The 17,220-nt window shown below is 60.5% G+C and carries 18 protein-coding genes; 5 read left to right on the forward strand and 13 right to left on the reverse strand.

Features of this window, described 5'->3' with window-relative positions:
• Positions 1-112: 112 nt before the first annotated feature.
• Positions 113-676, forward strand: coding sequence for an NAD(P)H-dependent oxidoreductase (locus tag SH809_15510; GenBank protein MDZ4701116.1), 564 nt, complete (start codon positions 113-115; stop codon positions 674-676).
• Positions 677-706: 30 nt separating this feature from the next.
• Here the strand turns inward: SH809_15510 and SH809_15515 are convergent, their stop codons facing one another.
• Positions 707-916, reverse strand: a complete 210-nt coding sequence (locus SH809_15515) for a putative collagen-binding domain-containing protein (protein MDZ4701117.1) — start codon at positions 914-916, stop codon at positions 707-709.
• Positions 917-990: 74 nt separating this feature from the next.
• On the opposite strand from SH809_15515, the gene SH809_15520 reads away from it, so the two are divergent.
• The 3 genes from SH809_15520 (at position 991) to SH809_15530 (ending at position 3,184) form a co-directional block, all read left to right on the forward strand.
• Positions 991-1,749 (forward strand): class I SAM-dependent methyltransferase, encoded by a 759-nt coding sequence (locus SH809_15520; GenBank protein MDZ4701118.1) that lies wholly within the window; start codon positions 991-993, stop codon positions 1,747-1,749.
• A 14-nt stretch (positions 1,750-1,763) separates the two neighbouring features.
• A complete protein-coding gene (locus SH809_15525) occupies positions 1,764-2,042 on the forward strand; it encodes a prolyl oligopeptidase family serine peptidase (GenBank protein MDZ4701119.1) in 279 nt (92 codons plus the stop codon).
• Positions 2,043-2,347: 305 nt separating this feature from the next.
• A complete protein-coding gene (locus SH809_15530) occupies positions 2,348-3,184 on the forward strand; it encodes an alpha/beta hydrolase-fold protein (GenBank protein ID MDZ4701120.1) in 837 nt (278 codons plus the stop codon).
• 3 nt (positions 3,185-3,187) lie between these two features.
• On the opposite strand, the gene SH809_15535 is transcribed toward SH809_15530, so the two are convergent.
• A complete protein-coding gene (locus SH809_15535; GenBank protein ID MDZ4701121.1) occupies positions 3,188-3,631 on the reverse strand; it encodes a hypothetical protein in 444 nt (147 codons plus the stop codon).
• A gap of 287 nt (positions 3,632-3,918) precedes the next feature.
• Between SH809_15535 and SH809_15540 the strand changes: the two genes are divergently transcribed.
• Positions 3,919-6,123 carry a PKD domain-containing protein gene (locus tag SH809_15540; protein MDZ4701122.1) on the forward strand — a complete coding sequence of 735 codons (2,205 nt, stop codon included), beginning with the start codon at positions 3,919-3,921 and terminating at the stop codon, positions 6,121-6,123.
• Between the two features lie 123 nt (positions 6,124-6,246).
• Here SH809_15540 and SH809_15545 read toward each other — a convergent pair whose 3' ends face one another.
• From SH809_15545 to SH809_15595, 11 genes are all read right to left on the reverse strand, one after another.
• Positions 6,247-7,581 (reverse strand): ankyrin repeat domain-containing protein, encoded by a 1,335-nt coding sequence (locus tag SH809_15545; protein MDZ4701123.1) that lies wholly within the window; start codon positions 7,579-7,581, stop codon positions 6,247-6,249.
• On the reverse strand, positions 7,578-8,042 hold the full coding sequence (locus SH809_15550; protein ID MDZ4701124.1) for an SRPBCC family protein: 465 nt from the start codon (positions 8,040-8,042) through the stop codon (positions 7,578-7,580). Before SH809_15550 ends, SH809_15545 begins: the two co-directional genes overlap by 4 nt.
• Positions 8,043-8,113: 71 nt before the next feature.
• A complete protein-coding gene (locus tag SH809_15555; protein ID MDZ4701125.1) occupies positions 8,114-8,521 on the reverse strand; it encodes a VOC family protein in 408 nt (135 codons plus the stop codon).
• A 17-nt stretch (positions 8,522-8,538) separates the two neighbouring features.
• On the reverse strand, positions 8,539-10,176 hold the full coding sequence (locus SH809_15560) for a M1 family metallopeptidase (GenBank protein ID MDZ4701126.1): 1,638 nt from the start codon (positions 10,174-10,176) through the stop codon (positions 8,539-8,541).
• A gap of 40 nt (positions 10,177-10,216) precedes the next feature.
• Positions 10,217-10,507, reverse strand: coding sequence for a SemiSWEET transporter (locus tag SH809_15565; protein MDZ4701127.1), 291 nt, complete (start codon positions 10,505-10,507; stop codon positions 10,217-10,219).
• 10 nt (positions 10,508-10,517) lie between these two features.
• Positions 10,518-11,024 (reverse strand): class IV adenylate cyclase, encoded by a 507-nt coding sequence (locus tag SH809_15570; GenBank protein ID MDZ4701128.1) that lies wholly within the window; start codon positions 11,022-11,024, stop codon positions 10,518-10,520.
• 20 nt (positions 11,025-11,044) lie between these two features.
• A complete protein-coding gene (locus SH809_15575) occupies positions 11,045-11,494 on the reverse strand; it encodes a Dps family protein (protein ID MDZ4701129.1) in 450 nt (149 codons plus the stop codon).
• Between the two features lie 67 nt (positions 11,495-11,561).
• Positions 11,562-11,984, reverse strand: a complete 423-nt coding sequence (locus SH809_15580; GenBank protein ID MDZ4701130.1) for a DUF6157 family protein — start codon at positions 11,982-11,984, stop codon at positions 11,562-11,564.
• 194 nt (positions 11,985-12,178) lie between these two features.
• On the reverse strand, positions 12,179-15,178 hold the full coding sequence (locus SH809_15585) for a M36 family metallopeptidase (protein MDZ4701131.1): 3,000 nt from the start codon (positions 15,176-15,178) through the stop codon (positions 12,179-12,181).
• A gap of 382 nt (positions 15,179-15,560) precedes the next feature.
• Positions 15,561-15,857, reverse strand: coding sequence for a helix-hairpin-helix domain-containing protein (locus SH809_15590; protein ID MDZ4701132.1), 297 nt, complete (start codon positions 15,855-15,857; stop codon positions 15,561-15,563).
• A 28-nt stretch (positions 15,858-15,885) separates the two neighbouring features.
• The gene (locus SH809_15595; GenBank protein MDZ4701133.1) at positions 15,886-17,211 is read right to left on the reverse strand and encodes an enolase C-terminal domain-like protein; all 1,326 of its coding nucleotides are present in this window, start codon (positions 17,209-17,211) and stop codon (positions 15,886-15,888) included.
• Between the last annotated feature and the right edge of the window lie 9 nt (positions 17,212-17,220).

The following is a 17,220-nucleotide window of genomic DNA, read 5'->3' on the forward strand; positions in this document are numbered from 1 at the left end:
ATGACGATGCCCTGTATTGTAGAAATCTCAACAGTTTGTGAACCCTTAACCTGAAACCACTCACGATAATCCGACAGGATTTACGTGAATGTACTTAGACAACAATCACGACATGACGTCATCCCCTCTCCATATCCTCGGTTTCGCCGGCAGCCTCCGAGCGCGCTCCTTTAACCGCGCCCTGCTCAACGCCGCCGCCGAACTGGCCCCTGAGTCCCTCAAAATCACCGTATTCGACCTGTCCGATATCCCGCTCTACAACGGCGATCTGGACACGGACGAGCGGCGACCCGAATCTGTGCGCCGGTTCAAAACAGCCATCACCGATGCGAACGGCGTTCTCATCGCCACCCCGGAATACAATTACGGCGTGCCAGGTGTTCTCAAAAATGCGCTGGACTGGGCGTCGCGCCCCGGGTTTAAGTCGCCGATGGTATACAAGCCGGCGGCGATCATGGGAGCCTCTCAAGGTGCCAGTGGAACCATGCGGGGCCAGGAAAACCTCAAAACCAATCTACTTGCCATGCTCGCCTCGGTCTTCCCTCACCCGGGTGTAGCCGTTTCGCAGGCAGCCTCAAAATTCGACGACGCGCTCCGTCTGAAAGACTCGACCACACGTGATTTTATCCACGAATTCCTATCCGGCTTTGGTGGATGGGTTCGGCGCATGGTATGAGCGTGTCAGGTTACGCTGCGCAAATCCGACCTACGGCTCCGTCGACGTATCCCGAATAACCAGCATCCAATCCTGCCCCCGCCCGGTCGTCGGCGGCGTGAAGGTCTGAATACCCCGGGTGTCCGAAGTGTGGATAGCATACGTGACGCCGCCGAACCGATCGAGCGTGCTGCTGCCCCGGAAGTAGAACCCGACGACGGGCGCGACAAACAGCAGAAGGACGAGGAGACCGTATCGCATGGCATAACCGCTTGTTTGAGGACCGATTGCTAACTTACGGCTACGCTATCGTCCCCACAACTGCCACCGATGCCATGAGCATATCCACGAGTCCATCGCAGAATCGATTTTATGATGAGCTCGCCAACTGGTGGCCCCTGTTCTCCGCGGCGGCGGATTACGCCGAGGAGGCCGCCTTCTATCTCTCCCAACTGCACAGCGCCAGCTCCCGCCGGATCCGCACCCTGCTCGAAGTCGGTAGTGGCGGCGGCAATAATGCGCTCCACATGAAACCCGGCCTGGAGGTCACCCTGGTCGAACCCGCCGAAGGCATGCTCGATGTCAGCCGCCGGCTGAACCCGGACTGCGAGCACATCATCGGCGACATGCGTACCCTCCGACTCGAACGCACCTTCGACGCCGTCTTCATCCACGACGCGATCTGCTACATGACTACGGAGGACGATCTCCGCCGCGCCTTCGAAACCGCGTTCCTCCACTGTGCCCCCGGCGGAGTCGCGCTCTTCGCACCCGACTTCACCAGCGAAACCTTCCGTGTGGGGGCCGACATGGGCGGCGAGGACGGCCCCGATGGCCGTGGGCTCCGCTACCTGGAATGGATGTACGATCCCGATCCATCCGATACAACCTATGTCGTCGACTACGCGTTCATGCTCCGCGAGGGCGACCACGTCGAGGTTGTGCACGACCGGCACATTGAAGGCCTCTTCCCGCACGCTCTGTGGCTCCGGCTCATCGAGGAAGCCGGCTTCGAGGCGTCCGCTGTTCCATTCGAGCACTCCGAAATAGACGACATCGATCTGGTCGTATTCATCGGAAAGCGCCCCGCGTAACGCTGGCCCTGGTGATGTATTTTCCGGGCGCAACCAACGGTTTCCATGTGCGCGCCTACAACCCCATCTCCCACATTGCCGTCAATAAACCCGCGCCGCCGTCCCTGATCATGCACGGCGATCGGGATTCGCTGGTACCGTTTAACCAGAGTGTGTTACGCTACGAGGCACTGTGCGACGCCGGCAAAGACGTCACCTTCTACAAAATCGCTGGCGCCGATCATGGCGTGCGCTTCTGGACGCCGGCGGTCATGGACGTCGTCCACGCCTTTTTTGACCAGCACTTGAAATAACTCATTGCGCTACGGTATTGAATTCGATATCGAATTCCCCTTCCGTGACCGTCCGGGTACCCGTCGCCGTTGAACCCGGAGAGGCAGGGGCGACAAACGAAAACGTGCCGGTAATATGCTCGGCATCCAGTTCCGTGATCGTGCCGCTTCCGGCGGTCGCGCCGGCCGCGGCGTTGCGTATTGCGCTTGGGTGCTCTACTATTAACGCACTGTTTACACACTCAGGTTTAAACATCCACATATCCTCTCCCAAGTATACCCACTTGCATATGTGCCGCCGCCTTCTTCTATCGTTGTTCCTGCTTGTGCTTGTACCCGCCGCCTTCGCGCAGTCGGGAAAGGTGTTCGACAATCTCACTCTCGAGAGCACGATACTTAAGGGCGAACGAAAATATGCCGTCTACCTCCCGCCGGACTATGAGACCTCCGAGCGGAGCTACCCGGTGCTTTACCTGCTCCACGGCGGCGGCGACGACCAGACTGGATGGGTGCAGTTCGGCGAGGTGCTCAACATAACGGACAAAGCCATTCGGGAAGGCGTGGCTACCCCGATGATCATCGTCATGCCCGACGCCAACACCGGCCGCAGGGGCTACTTCAACGACATCCGGAACGAGTGGCGGTACGAGGACTTCTTCTTCGAGGAGTTGATGCCGCATGTCGAAAAGACCTACCGAATCAAGGGGCAGAAGCGATACAGGGCGGTGGCCGGCCTCTCGATGGGCGGCGGGGGCACCTTTATGTATGCCATGCGCCGGCCGGACCTCTTCTCCTCGGCGGCTCCGCTCAGCGCCAGTACCGGGGTGATGGACCTCGCGGCGTTCAAGAGCCGGCTCGAACAGCAACAGGTTGATCTATCGGGCCTCTCCGACGCCCAGATCGAAGCCTACTTCCGCCGGCACAACACCCTGTCGCTGATCGAAGACCTGCCGGCGGACAGCATCAAATCCGTCCGCTGGTACATCGACTGTGGGGACGACGACTTCCTCTACGAAGGCAACGCCCTCACCCACATCGCCCTCCGCAAAAAGGAGGTCCCCCACGAATACCGCGTCCGTCAGGGAGGGCACACCTGGACGTACTGGCGCGAATCCCTGCCCGAAGTGCTGCGTTTCGTCTCGCAGGCGTTTCATCAGTACTGATCCCTACTGCGCTGATCCCGTCCCGATGTATTCGTTGGGAAGAAGCTCCAGTCGAAGCACATCAGGCTGTGTCGCGTGGATGCGGTAGGCCACTTCATAGGCGTCTTGCTGGACCTTGAGCGTGTCTCCGTCGATCCGGTACGTCCCCGGCTTCATGAAATGGCCGTCCGTTGGCGCCAGGAAATACCACTCACATTGCCCACCCCGGCGAAATACATAACGCATCCGGAACCGACTGGCCGGGAAGTCCCGGTAGGTGTCCGGGCGGTACACCTGTATGCCATCGGCGCCGTCCTCCTCAAAGGCATGCACCCAGGTACCGGGGATGATCGCGACCTCTGCGCCTGAATCGCCGTCTTTTACGTCCCATACCAGGCAGCCGCCGATTCCGATGACCAGTGCAGCCATGCACAGGATACGCGTGATACCCAGTTTTCGGACAATCATACCACGTAGGGGCCCTTTCGTCCCGGATGGGTGGGCGTGTAGTGTACGACACGGCAGACAAAACAGGGGGTGTCTCATGCCATTCTCATATAAACTACTACTTCTAACGCCCATTTGGGTCGTACTATGACTCCAGTTCCGCACAACTGAAACCAGCGCGCAGGACGTCGCTCCCAAGCGAAGCCGGATCCACTTCATCGGCACTAGCACCACCCCTTCTTCCTGCGGCCCCGTTACAATGCGTAGTGTGCGTTTCTGACCTTTCCATTATCAGGGAGCTTACCTATATGAAAACCCGCTCTATTTTTGCGCGGAGGGCCGTCTGGTGCGCGGCGCTCTGCATGGTTTCTAGTGTCTTTTTCACCCCTTTGGTCGCACGCGCGCAGGAGGTTACTCTGGCCTGGCAGGCCACGATGCCGGCGACCGAATACTACTGGTACACGGGCGCGAAGATCGTCCAGGACGCAGCCGGCAACACCTACACCGCCGGCCACCATCTGTACGGATACATCAGCACCGCGAAATTCGACCCGAACGGCCAGTTTGTGTGGGAACAGCGGTATACGCCCACGATCGGGATCTTTAAGGCCACCTGGATCAACCTCGACCCCTCCGGCAATCTCATCGTGACGGGGACTCAATACGGCAGCGGATCCGGCGACGACTCGAGCACCTCCGGATGGATCGTGCTCAAGTACAACGCGCAGGGTACGCTGATCTGGAATAGAGAGTACGCGTTCACGCGGGGCAAGACCGTCCGCACGGAGCTCGACGCCGCCGGCAACATCTATGTGGTCGGCCGCGCCTGGTATGGGACGGACGATATCGTCGTCAAAAAAATCGCCCCGGATGGCACGGAGCGATGGACACAGGTAATGACCCTTGACTACACGAGCATCGAATCCGCCAACTCGATCGCGGTGACACCGGCCGGCGATGTCGCCGTCGTGGGCAGCGTGATCGGCTGGATGTTGCTCGGGCGTTTCGACACAAACGGCGCCGTGGTATGGACCAAGACGTTCGAGCATCGGTCGGGCAATGCGGTCGCCTTTACGCCTGCGGGCGAAGTGGTGGTCGCTGGAGTGGACTGGACCGGAGCCAGCGGTGTACAGATGGGCATCACTAAGTACAGTGCCACGGGCAACTTGCTCTGGGCCAACACATACCCGGGTAATGTCGGCGACTGGATGGGAATCGACTCTCAGGGCAACATCCTTTCGACGGGGTACGCTTCGCCGCTGCCCGGCAAGGCGTATCTGGACTGGATGACCAACAAGATTTCCCCGAGTGGTACGCTGCTGTGGTCGAATCGGTATGACCAGCACACCTTCAATGACGAGTACCCTCGCTTCCTCCGGATCGGCTCGGACGATGCCGTTTACGTCACCGGCACCGGTGGCCCTGGCCCTGCTTCGGGTAACGTGAGCTACCTGAAAACGGTCACCCTCAAATACCTCCTCGACGGTACGCAGTCCTGGCTGCATTATACCGATGTCTCGGTGAGCGGTGTGGGCATCCATCTTGGGGCCGACAACAGCGTCTCCGTGATCGGCCTTTCACCGTTGACCGTTTTCCACTTTACGCAGTCGGGCGGCGGAACGGTGAACCAGCCGCCGACAGCGGTTGCTTCAGGCACACCCCTATCCGGAACAGCGCCACTTGCGGTCACCTTCAGCTCGGCCGGCTCGAGCGATTCCGATGGAACGATCGCCTCGTATAGCTGGGCGTTTGGAGATGGTGGCACCTCCACTTCGGCCAACCCGAGCCATACCTATGCCACGGCCGGCACCTATGCAGCGACGCTCACCGTGACTGACGACGACGGCGCCCAGGCCACGGCCTCGGTGTCGATCACGGTAACGTCGGTGACCACCTCGACCCGGCTCCATGTCGCCGCGCAAACCGTGACACGGGTCCTTGTGAAGGGATCACAGTACCTCGGGCAGGATGTGGTGCTTGTCCAGGACGAGGGCAACAAGCCCATCGCCGGCGCGACAGTCAGCGCCAACTACTCCGGCCCGAACAGCGGTTCGGCCAAGGCTACCACCGGCACCGCCGGCACGGCTACGTTAAAGTCCAAGAAGTTCTCGAACCCGGGGACGCAGTGGTGCTTCACGGTGACCAACATGACCAAGGCGGGCTATACGTACAATGCCAGCGCGAACGTGGTCACCACCCAGTGTGAAAACGGCCCCGCCAGCGCGGCCGTGGAAGTAGCCGAAGCGCTCTCGATCTACCCGAACCCGTTTAACCCGGAAACGACGATCGACATCGAGCTCACCCAGAGCAGCGAGATCGACCTACGGATCTACAACGTGCTCGGCCAGGAAGTGGCCGTGCTCGCTCGCCAGGACGTGCTCCAGGCCGGCCGCTACCAGTACCGCTGGAACGGCACGGATCTCTCCGGGCAACAGCTGCCGACGGGCGTCTACTACCTCCGGATGCTCCAGGATGGCGAACAGAGCGTGTTTTCGCTGTCGCTGGTCAAATAAAGGTTCGCGTTTCAACTTGTAGAAACCAGACGAGGCGGCGCCGGCAACGGCGGCGCCTCGTTTTCTTTCTACCAGGCGTGTCTCGATATGGCCCCTCAAAACCAATTAGACCTCCCTCGTGGTCTATCTTTCAAGCAACACATCCACCGCCTCGTACCCACACGGATACCGGACGCCTTCCCTGGACGCACCTGCGCGCAGTAACACCTCCACCGACGCCGGCGAGCGCCGGCTCATCCAGTACGAATCCACGCACGCCTTGATCGCCCGCATCAGCGGCGTGGCTCCCCGGCCATCGCGGGCATCGACCCGGGCGCCGCGTTCGATGAGGGCGGCGACCGTCTCGTGCCGCGCGCGCCACGCGGCCACGTGCAGCGCCGTGCTACCGGGTGGGATATCGAAATAGGCGTCGCCGGGGTACGATGCTTCAACCGGCACGCCCAGATCAAGCAACCGCAACACCCCTTCCGTATTGGCGTTGCCGGCGAACGCCCCCAACAGCCACCCCCCATGGGCGCGAAGCCCGGCCAGGGCATCTCCATGCCCCAGCGCCTCGATGCGCGACGTATCGCCGAGCGCGCAGGCGGCGATCAGGGCGTCCACGCCCGTCAGCGATCCATCGTATCCCCGCGCATCGCAGGCCCTCATCACATCACCGCGGCCACGGCGAGCCGCCATGGCAACGCTATTCGCGCCATGTTCTCCCCCGGGCAGGGTCGGATCGGCGCCATGCTCCAGCATCGCGTCTATGATCCCGAGCACATTGTCCCGCCGGATGGCCTGCTGGAGCGCCGTGAAGTGCCACCGCGTCATGTGGTTGGGATCTGCGCCGTGTGCCAGCAGGTAACGTGCGCCGGCCTCGTCGTGCCAGTCGGCCTTTCGGAGCAGCATCGCCGCCAGGCTGCCGGCGTTGGGCTTACCGATCTCCACGAGCACCTGCATCACCGCGTTGTCGTAGCCCTCGGGGATATGGTAGGTCGTCTCCAGATCGTCCGGGTCCGCGCCGTGTTCCAGCAGCAAGCGTGTGACCCCCGGATGCCGCGCCACCCCCGCCGCGCCGTACAACACGGGCTCCCACCCCGGCTCCGGGTAATGGACAGTATCCCGCCAGCCGGTATTGGCGCTGGCGCCGGCATCGAGCAGCGCCCGCGCCGCCTCGACAAAGCCGGCCGACCGCGTCGCGTCCAGGCGCAGGAAACGCGAGAAACAGAGGTGTGTGAGCGGATCCCATCCCAGGAGTGATCCCGGGGTGGTAGCCAGAAGGGGGGCCTGCCGCAGAAGCTGACGCACACGCTCTGCCTCGCCGAGGAGCGCGGCGGTATAGATATCCATCTCGGCCAGCAACGGGTGGGCGAGGAGGAGCGCTCTGGCGACATCGAGCGAGCCGGAGGCATGCGAACTCCCGTCCAGCGGGACGACGGCCGCTTCGATGAAGGCGTTTCGTACGGTGTCGTTCATGGCGATACCTCAATCGATCCCCCGTTGGCGGGCTGCATTTCCACAAACGCCTTGAACTGCTGGGCCGTGGTCCGTGTCTGTTTTTCGATCATGCCCCGCATGAAAGGGAACAGCAGCCTCATGATGCCACCCGGCGTATAGTCCGTCTCGAGCTGCCAGATCGTCGACTCCCCGTGGTCGACAAACCGATTCTGAATCAGTGTCGTACCCACGTTCGTGTCGTACGTCCCGCTGGACGAATCGGGCAAGTTACGCGCGGTGATCGTCTCGATGATTTCGAACTCCCCGCTTCCCCTTCGATAGACGAGGCGCGATGTTGAACCGGGCTGACCGGGTTCGCCGGACAGATGTTCGAATCGAAGCAGTGTAGGCTGCCAGATCAGCGGGTTCTGCGGGTTGTCGAACAACTCGATGACCCGATCGCGCGGGGCGAGGATCTCCAGTTCGAAGTCGTATTTCATGGCGTCGGTTGGGTTGATGAGCCGGCGAGACAGTCTACGAACCTGTGCATGACATCGTACTGTCACATCCCTCAATCCGCCGGCCCGATCCATGTAAACGGGTTGTACGCGATCTCCCAGAGGTGCCCGTCGGGATCGGCAAAGTATCCCGAGTATCCTCCCCAGAACACCTTCTGCGCCGGCTTGACCAGCGTCGCGCCGGCGGCGACGGCCTGTGCCATCTGGCGATCGACCTCTTCTTCCGATGCGAGGTTGTGTGCCAGGGTCACCCCCCGAAAGCCACTGCCGGCGGCCGGCACCATGGCGTCCTCGGCGAGTGAGTCCCAACCGTACAGGCTGAGCCAGGTGCCGTTGAGGTTAAAAAACGCGACACCAGGCGACGACTCGATGCGCGGCAGTTCGAGGCCCTGTTCGTAAAACCGGATCGACGCCGCGAGGTCGCGCACGCCGATGGTTATCATACTGATGCGGGGTTTCATACTAATGCATGGCTGGTTTAACGGCGTTCGAACGTCCAGCGGGCCAGCAGTTCAGTATCGGGATCGGGGACGACATCGACCACGGCCTTTTCGGTCGTGAGGGTCAGGGAAGCCGTCGCGTTGCCGGCCATATCGAGCTGGTGCCGGCTGTGCGTGCCATCCTCGTACCGGACCTCGAACGTCATCGGCAGTCGGAACACATACGTTTGCTGCACCGGCTGCGCGGAGATGACCAGCTCTTTCCTGGGGCTGTCGAAAGACCACCCCCCTTCGATCCACGGCACGCCGCCCTGGTAGAGCCACTGCTCAAAAAACGTATCGAGGTCCTGCCCGGAGGCCTCCTCCATGTGCCGGCGGAAGTCGGCCGTGGTGGCGTTCCGATCCTGGAACTCGGCGTAATACGACTGGATACCCCGCCAGAACACATCGTCTCCCACGAGGACGCGGAGCATGTGGAGCACCCAGGCGCCCTTTTGATACGTCATGTTCGTGGTGACCTGGCTCATGTCGCTCAGGTTGTCGTGGACGATCCGATAGTCCGGACGGTCCTGGTAAAAGGTGTAGATCCGGTCGCGGGACTCCCTCAGTCCTTCCACAAAATCGTCCTGGCCGTAGTAGTGCTCGCGAAAGAGGAGCGTGAAATACGTCGCGAACCCTTCGCTGAGCCACACGTCGTCCCAATCCGCTTCCGTGACGGCATTGCCAAACCACTGGTGGGCGACTTCATGGATGATCACGTTCTGCCACCGACGGGACCGGTCGCCCGTGACGGAATTATCCCCATAGAAGATGGCCGAAGCGGCCTCCATGCCTCCTCCAACGCTGTTCGACTGGATGTTGGCGAGCTTCTCGTAGGAGTAGGGGCCGACGTTGGCCTCGTAAAACGCGAGCGCGGGGATGGTCGGCACCGCGAAGTCGTAAAACCCGGCGTCGCGGTCCTGGCGGTACACCCAGGTCTGTATCTCCTTCCCTCCGTACGTCCCGACGCGCTGAACGGCGAATTCGGCGACACCTAGGACGTAGAGCCAGGTGGCGATCGGGATCGATTGTTTCCAGTGGGACAATCGCACGCCGGCGCCGAGGTCACTCTCCTCGATCAACAATCCGTTCGACACCACCTGGTACCGCGCCGGCGCGACGATCTTCATCTCGCTCGTCGCTTTGTCGTACGGGTGATCGACCGTCGGCAGCCAGTGGCGCGTCTGGTTCGGCCAGTTGTCGCTGAAGAAGGTGCGGTCGCCGTATTTGTTGGGGGCGATCTTGAGGCCCGAGGCCGGCACGCCGGCGTATTCGATCATCACCTGGATCCGCGCGCCCGCTTCAGGGGCTGTCGGGAGGGTGATGAAGAGCTGGTCTTGTTCATGCCGGAAGGTGAGCGCGGCCCCGTCCAGGGTGACACGATCGACCCGCATCCCCTTCCCATCGCGTACTTCGATCAGATCCAGGCGCATCGCCGTCTGCCCGGCGGCGAGGTACCGCGCGTCCACCGTCGCCACGCCCCGGATAACGTCCGTCTCGTCGGAGAGGGTGAGTTCGAAGGCGTAATTCAGGATATCGATGTCGTGATTTTTAGGGTAGGTGTCGCGCGGCGCGGCCAGCGGGGCTTGCCAGTACCCGGAGAGGATCAGCAGAATCAGCGCGTAGAGGAGCTTCATATCGTGGAAACAGGTGGATGAGGATGGAGGATAAAACCGGTCAGACTGAGCCGGCGGGCGGTGTTGTTCGAGCCTGCCGGCGGTACCACACCATCTGCGCGAGGTTAGCGACGTTGAGAATCAGGGTGATCAGGTTCGACAGGATAATCGGCCAGTTGTCGATGAGCACGCCGTACGTCAACCACAACCCGAGCCCGATGCTGAACAGGCCGAAGGTGCCGAACGACAGGTCGCCGGCGGTCTTCCGCTTCCAATTCTTAACGACCTGCGGGAGGAAGGCGACGGTCGTGCAGACCGCCGCGACCATGCCGAGTACCGTGATGGGGTCCATGCCAGGGGGTTCAGGTGAGCAGATCCACGTACGCGGTTTCCAAGAGCGAGGATCTCGGGATGCCAAGCCGTTCGAGCAAATCGTGTGCTTCGCGCACGCCGGCCTCGGTAGGCTCATCGTCCACCAGCACAACCTCCAACTCCAAAAACGACCCCAGCCCCTCGACCCGGTCCAGATGAATCCGCGTGCGCCCGACAAGATACAGCGTCCGGCGCTTAATCACCCGCCCTGCGAGGCCGTATGCCAGCCCCAGCGCTTCGCGGAGGCTATCGGGGTTGGGCGCGGGCGAGCGGATGTAAAACGACTCCTTTGGCCCCTGCTCGTTGGCACGGCGGTAAAAGATGAGTTCGCCCTCGCCCGAAGCAAAAACACGCAGCTTGAGGCGGCCGGTGGGGCAGGTGAAGAACGTATCGTCCTGGGCGATGGGGACCGGGCCGGTGTCCGCCAGGCCGGCGACGAGGCGCTCAATCGCGAAGAGGTCGTCAATCAGGGCCTTGATTTCGATGTTTCGGGGCATAAGCGGAGAGGCCAGCAAATCTACTCTAGATGACTCCGTAGCATCCAGGCGTTTTTCTCGTGGATGTCCAGCCGGCGCGTAGCCAGGTCGGCCGAGGCCTGATCCCCGGCGGCTTCCGCCTCTTCGATCACGCGCCGAGCCACCTCCGCAAGGGCCTCCTGATCCGCCTCAAGTATGCGTATCATCGCTTTCGCCTCCTGGCGACCGGTTTCCTCCTGAACAGTGCTCAATTTCTTAAACGCCGTGAAGCTACCGGGAGCGAACGCGCCCAGCGAACGGATCCGTTCGGCGATCTCATCAACTGCCAGCGCCAGTTCCGTGTATTGCGTCTCAAACAGGGTATGGAGCGTCGTAAACATCGGCCCGGTGACGTTCCAGTGGTAATTGTGCGTCTTGAGGTAGAGTGTATAGCTGGTAGCTAGAAGCGCCGAGAGGGCTTCGATGGTGGCTTCGCGAGACTCTTTTTGCATAGGGGTTCATGGGTTGGAGGTGGGCAAACGCCGGCGCAGGAAACGCGCCCGGTATACAAGAACTCGGTCAGGCCTTTTTCGACCGCATGGCTTTTACCTTGACGATCGAATCGTCCGCAAGAAACCGTTCATACTCCGCCGAGCCGGCGGCGTACAGCGCCACCTTCCCGTCGGCATCGCTGTGTACCCCCCAGCCATAGGTTTTGGTCAGCGGCGAGGCACGCAAGCAGGGTTGGCCTTTGGAGAAAAACGCCTGCCGCTGCTCTTCCCACTCCGATTCCGTCACTTCGTTGCGGCGTGCAAAAACGGTATAGATAACATCGTCGGAGGTGAACCGATAGGGCTCATCGATCACCATCTCGAACTGGAGGTTGGCGACGGACTTTTTCTCCCCTTTGAGCGGCGGAACGACGCCTTCATCAATCGAGCAGTCTTCCGCGATCTCGATAAACGTATGGCTGTAATTCGTCGTGTGCGATTCCATGGACATTGGGATCTACTGAAAAAGTGACGACGTGCCGGAGAGCGCCCGTGAGTATGCATAAAAGAAAGCCGCACCCGGCCTCCTCCCATGGGGTCAAAATAGGTAAACCCATGGCGCCGTGATACAGCGCCATGGGTTTCTCCCCTTAGTGACTACATCCAAGAACCTGAAAAGGTGACACCTTACAGGATCACGGATGCCTATTTGACAAGCACCATCCGCTTAACATCAACGAATGTGCCTGCCTCGATACGATAGAAGTAAATGCCACTGGGAAGCTGATCATTCCCGAAGGACACCTCGTGGTACCCAGCCTGCATGTTGCCTTCTACAAGCCGTTCTACCTCACGACCCATCACGTCGTAGACGTATAGACGAACTACTGTCGCCTCGGGTAGGGCGAAGCGAATTCGCGTCGTAGGATTGAATGGGTTGGGATAGTTCTGTTCGATCGCAAATTCCTTCGGTAAATCAGCCTGAAGAGACAGCGACATTTCAGCGGGGGCCTCGGCAAGTTTCGATACCGGGGCCGATCCGCCCAGTTGAACGATAACTGCCGCCGCACCATCGATTAATGTCTGACCCTGTGCCGCCGTCAACACCCCCTCAGTGACGAGTTCGTTGACCTCGGAAATGAAGGCGTTGAGGACATTGATCGCAACATTCGTTTGCCCTTCTGCTATTTTCTCCTGCACCTGGAGTAGCTTACTGAGCAACGAGTTGTGTTGCCCATTATCGAGCGTACCGTTGCTAAGGAGCGCGTCGACTTCAGCGATCAAGCCACAGAGAGGCGGAAGGTCAAAAGCTTCCGTCCCATCGAACCGCGTGAAAAACGCTCCCTGGTCAGCGCTGTAACCGAGGCCCCTTTTGGCGAATGCGGTCCAGATCGAGCACGTATTCTCGCCTCGCGTTAGTACGGCATCAGCGGCCAGGATCGCGTCTCGACCGTCGACGAAGCCTGGGTTACAGGGCTGCAACTTCATCCCATCCGTGACGAGCTGAATAGCCAGATTATTTCCCCCATCACCTTTGTATAGGTCTGGATCGAAGCCGTGCTGGTCGATCAGGGCACGTGTCATATCCCAGAGCATCGTTGCCCAGACGGTGCCAACACCGTGCGGCACTGTAATCGTGGGACTGTTGATCGTCGCGTAGGTTGAAGGGTTGATGGCGGTACTTGTACTGTAGAGGAAAGGACGAATCCCGCCTCCCGACGGAGGTTGGAAAACAGCATAGGTGCCGATGCCGCGGTTGTCAGCATTTAAGTCCGTGAGCATCAACGCAAAGTAATCGCTCCAACCTTCGCCCATCTGCTCGCCGTCGACCTGTCCATTGACCAAAAAATTGGCCAGGCAAGTACTCTGGCTAGGACCACCGGTAAGCCGGTTCGAGATCCCATGCGCGTACTCGTGCACGATGATGCCGTTGTCGAAATCGCTGTCTCTGGCTGGTGGATTTGTCGTGTTACTCCGGGCGGTTCCATTTACCGGTATTGCCGCCTTGATGACCGCTCCGTCAGCCAGGCTGATCATACCCGATGGGATGATAATGTCGCCGCCAGTGCCATCGTTGCCCAGGGTAATAACGGCCGGAGTGGCAACGTTATTGACGATCACCACGGCAGTAGCGCCGGCAACCTGCGCGTTACGCGCCTTCGTCACAAAGGAACAGGTCCCCCGGTCGATGAGGGCGATATTACCGGCGATGGCTGCAGCGTTAATCAGCGACCCACAGCCGTCCGATGTCGTGCCGGAGCCATCATCTGCGACCACGATCGCGCCCGACACACCTGTCAGGTTTAGAGCTGGTCCAAACGCCGCGCCACTCATCGCATAGGTTGCGTTGACCGGGGCACCCACGACGAGTTCGTTGGGAAGGCCTGTGGTCCAGACAAACATTTGCATCCGGGGCGGGAGACCGTCGACCGGTGTGAAGAAGTTAGCATTGTTGGTGCCGCTGCCATCCTGAGCCTCCGCGCGCACGTAGTCGCCGCCCAGGCCTTTATTACCTATGTTTTTTGTCTGGAAGTTACCAGCCGCTTCGTCGAAGCCGTACTGGTAGGCGATATCGTGGGTAAGGTTGTTCCAGTAAAAGAGGTTGGTGACGGCGGCATCACGATAAGTGGCCGGCCCTTGAGTAAAATCCAGCGGAAAATCGAAAACGAGATTGCTACCGCCACTCGGGTCGCTTCCGGGATCAGGGATGCCGTCTGCATTGACGTCGGTGTAGGCGTGGACGTTATTCCCCCGGGTGGTCGTAAAAGTAGTCGTCCCGTCTTTGTGCCAGCCAAGAGGAGAAGCAATGGGGTCCGCCGGGTTCGATACGAGCTCGCGCAGGTCCACATAGGGATTGCCTGCGTGGCTTGGGCTTTCGACCGGGGCCGGATAAACCCGGTAGGAACCTCCGTTTGGCGGTGCGGCTGAAGGGGCCGATGGAAGGGTATGCGCGTACGGAATCATAGGCACTTGAGCCACATACTCGCGCACCTGGGATACAAAACTCGTCGCGGGGTCTTCAAACACCCCGCCATGCTCGTGAACCACAAGGTCCGTTGTCTGAATCACCTCTCCCGTTATCGCATCGACAAAGCTGCTCCAGTAGTGTTGGCCGTCTTCCGAGTAGATACCCACATTCCAGACCAGGTAAATTTCCCCCGTCGTCGTCGGCAGGTACACCAGATCGGCCCGGATGGGCTCAAGCGCGATGCCTCCACGACTCAACACGACATCATAAGGAGACCTGGCTTTCCGTTGGGCGAGGTTCCGAGGCGTCGGCTGGATTGTGAGCGTCTCGCTCACTTCGAGTTCCAGTTTGCGCGCCGCTTCGTGCACCGCCTCCTGCGGTCCGAGGGATCGCGTCTTGCTCCGTATGGATTTCGCAATTTCCGGCCTGAACCGATTGGCCACATGGAGGATCTGGCCCTCAGCGGTGATACTCAAATTGATCTGTGCGCCAAAAACCGGGACTTCTTCAAAAAACTGCTGAAGGATGATGTGGGTGACGCCATTGTGTTTGCTGACATACTGGTCGGTCACGACCAGACTAGCCAAATCGGCTTGCGTTATACCCAGTGCTTGTGCGTGCTCCTTAATGAATCTCGCCGTTGCATCGCTGCTCAATTGTTGCGCGTGGACCTGCGACAGTGGCTGGAAAACGTACGACAAGAGCATAAGCGCGAGTAGTATCCTCTGCTTTTGCATGGTAGATCCTCTTGTTGAGATGTGGCAGATGATGATGCAAGGGGAGCAAAATGACGGAATAAAGATCTGTTTGATGCATCGTTTGGGCTTCCTGACTAGTGCCCGGTAACACATGGGCTCCTTTTTGCCCTGTTGACAGGAAACAACAACGTGTGTACGAACTGCATCCAGAACGTAATTAATGTTTTACAAACACAAGTGTCAACGTGACCGTCGCCCAAAGCCATTCATTAATTACACTAGCCCGCCTTCCGAGCTCTCCGACACAGCTTAACCTTCACCAATACAACGTACATACATTGGGTCTGCACTTACAGACCCGAGCCTGCTTCGGACGAGCGCCCGCTCCGCATTGCCGGTCGAGCGTTCCAGCGGCGCCTGCTCATCGGTCGGCCTCGATGTACAGGCGTTTGCGTTCCTCGGTGTACTCCCACCAGGGCCGCGGTTCATCGCCGGCCATGAAGCGGGTGACAGAGATGAAGACATCCAGCACGCATGGATCCTGCCGTAGCCCCGTGAGGTGGCAGAGCCGATCGTAGAGTTCGAACGGATCCTTCCCGACCAGTTGTTCTGGGGATTCGATGCCGAGCAGCACCAGGTCGCCGGCGCTTGCCTTGCCGATGTTCGGCAGATCGGTGAGTCGGTTCAGCCGGGAGCGATTTACCTTCTGCGGATTCATCGAGATACTTCGCCAGGGTTTGAGGGCGTCAAGGCCGGATCGGCGTCCCGTCGTGGCTCCGGATCTGCGTCCAGTCGGTGTTTACCTTTTCGGGGATCGGATACCGAGCGGCCGCCACCTCGTCAATATCCACCCCGAGTCCGGGCGCTTCGTTGACGATCATGTAGCCGTTGTCCATCGTCGGCGCGCCCGGGAAGACCTCGCGCAGCCGATCGGAGAACCGGACGGCTTCCTGGATGCCGAAGTTCCACACCGCGAGGTCGATGTGGGCGTTGGCGGCGTGGCCGACCGGTGACACGTCGCCCGGCCCGTGCCAGGCGGTCCGCACGCCAAACGCTTCACCGAGGCGCGCCACCTTCATCGCCGGCGTGATGCCCCCGATCTGCGAGATGTGGATCCGGATATAATCGAACAGCCGCTCGGACATCGGCCCGATCCACTCGTGCGGGTTGTTGTACAACTCCCCCATGGCGAGCGGGACACTCGTTTGTTGCCGCAGCAGCCGGAAGAAGCCGATGTTTTCCGGGGAGAATGGGTCCTCGATAAAAAACGGCCGATAGGGCTCGAGGGCCTTGACGAGGTTGATGGCGTCGTTGGGCTGGAGCCGCTCGTGGATATCGTGCAGGAGTTCGACGCGGTCGCCGCAGACCTCGCGGACGTGCGCAAACAGCTCCGGGATCATTTTCAGATAATAGTGGCGGTCCATATAGCTGTCCGCCGGCATCCCGTATCCGTGCCGTTTAAAATCCGGCTCGCCCGACAGGTTGGCCGCCCCGTACGCCCCGAGCTGGATGCGGACGTGTCGGAAGCCCTGGTCCATGAACCCCTTCACCTGCTCTGCGACGGCCTCGGGCGTGCTTCCGCCGGCGTGGGCGTACGTGTCGACCGCGAACCGGCAGCGTCCGCCGAGGAGCTGGTAGACCGACATGCCGGCGCGTTTGCCCTTGATGTCCCACAGCGCCTGGTCGAGCCCGCTCAACGCGTTGTTCAGCACCGGCCCGTTGCGCCAGTAGGAGCTGACGTACGCCGACTGCCACACATCCTCGATGTCGTCCGCGATCCGGCCGACGGCGAAGTCGTTGAGGTATTGATTTACGGCCGAGACCACAGAGTGCGCGCGCTGCCGGAAGGTGGCGCAGCCGAGTCCATACAGCCCCGGCTCGCTGGTCTCGACCTTTACGACGACCAGTTCGATCCCGTCGGGTGCGGTAGCGATGGCGCGGACGTTGGTGATTTTGACGGGTGGGAGGCCGCGCGGTGCGCCGGCGAGCGCTTCCGCGTGAGAGGGCCGAAGCCCCAGGGCGCTGGCGGCGGCGCCAAGGCCGATGCCTTTGATGAGTTCGCGACGATCCATGGGGATGAG

It is taken from the genome of Rhodothermales bacterium (assembly GCA_034439735.1).
Classification (GTDB): Bacteria; Bacteroidota; Rhodothermia; order Rhodothermales; family JAHQVL01; genus JAWKNW01.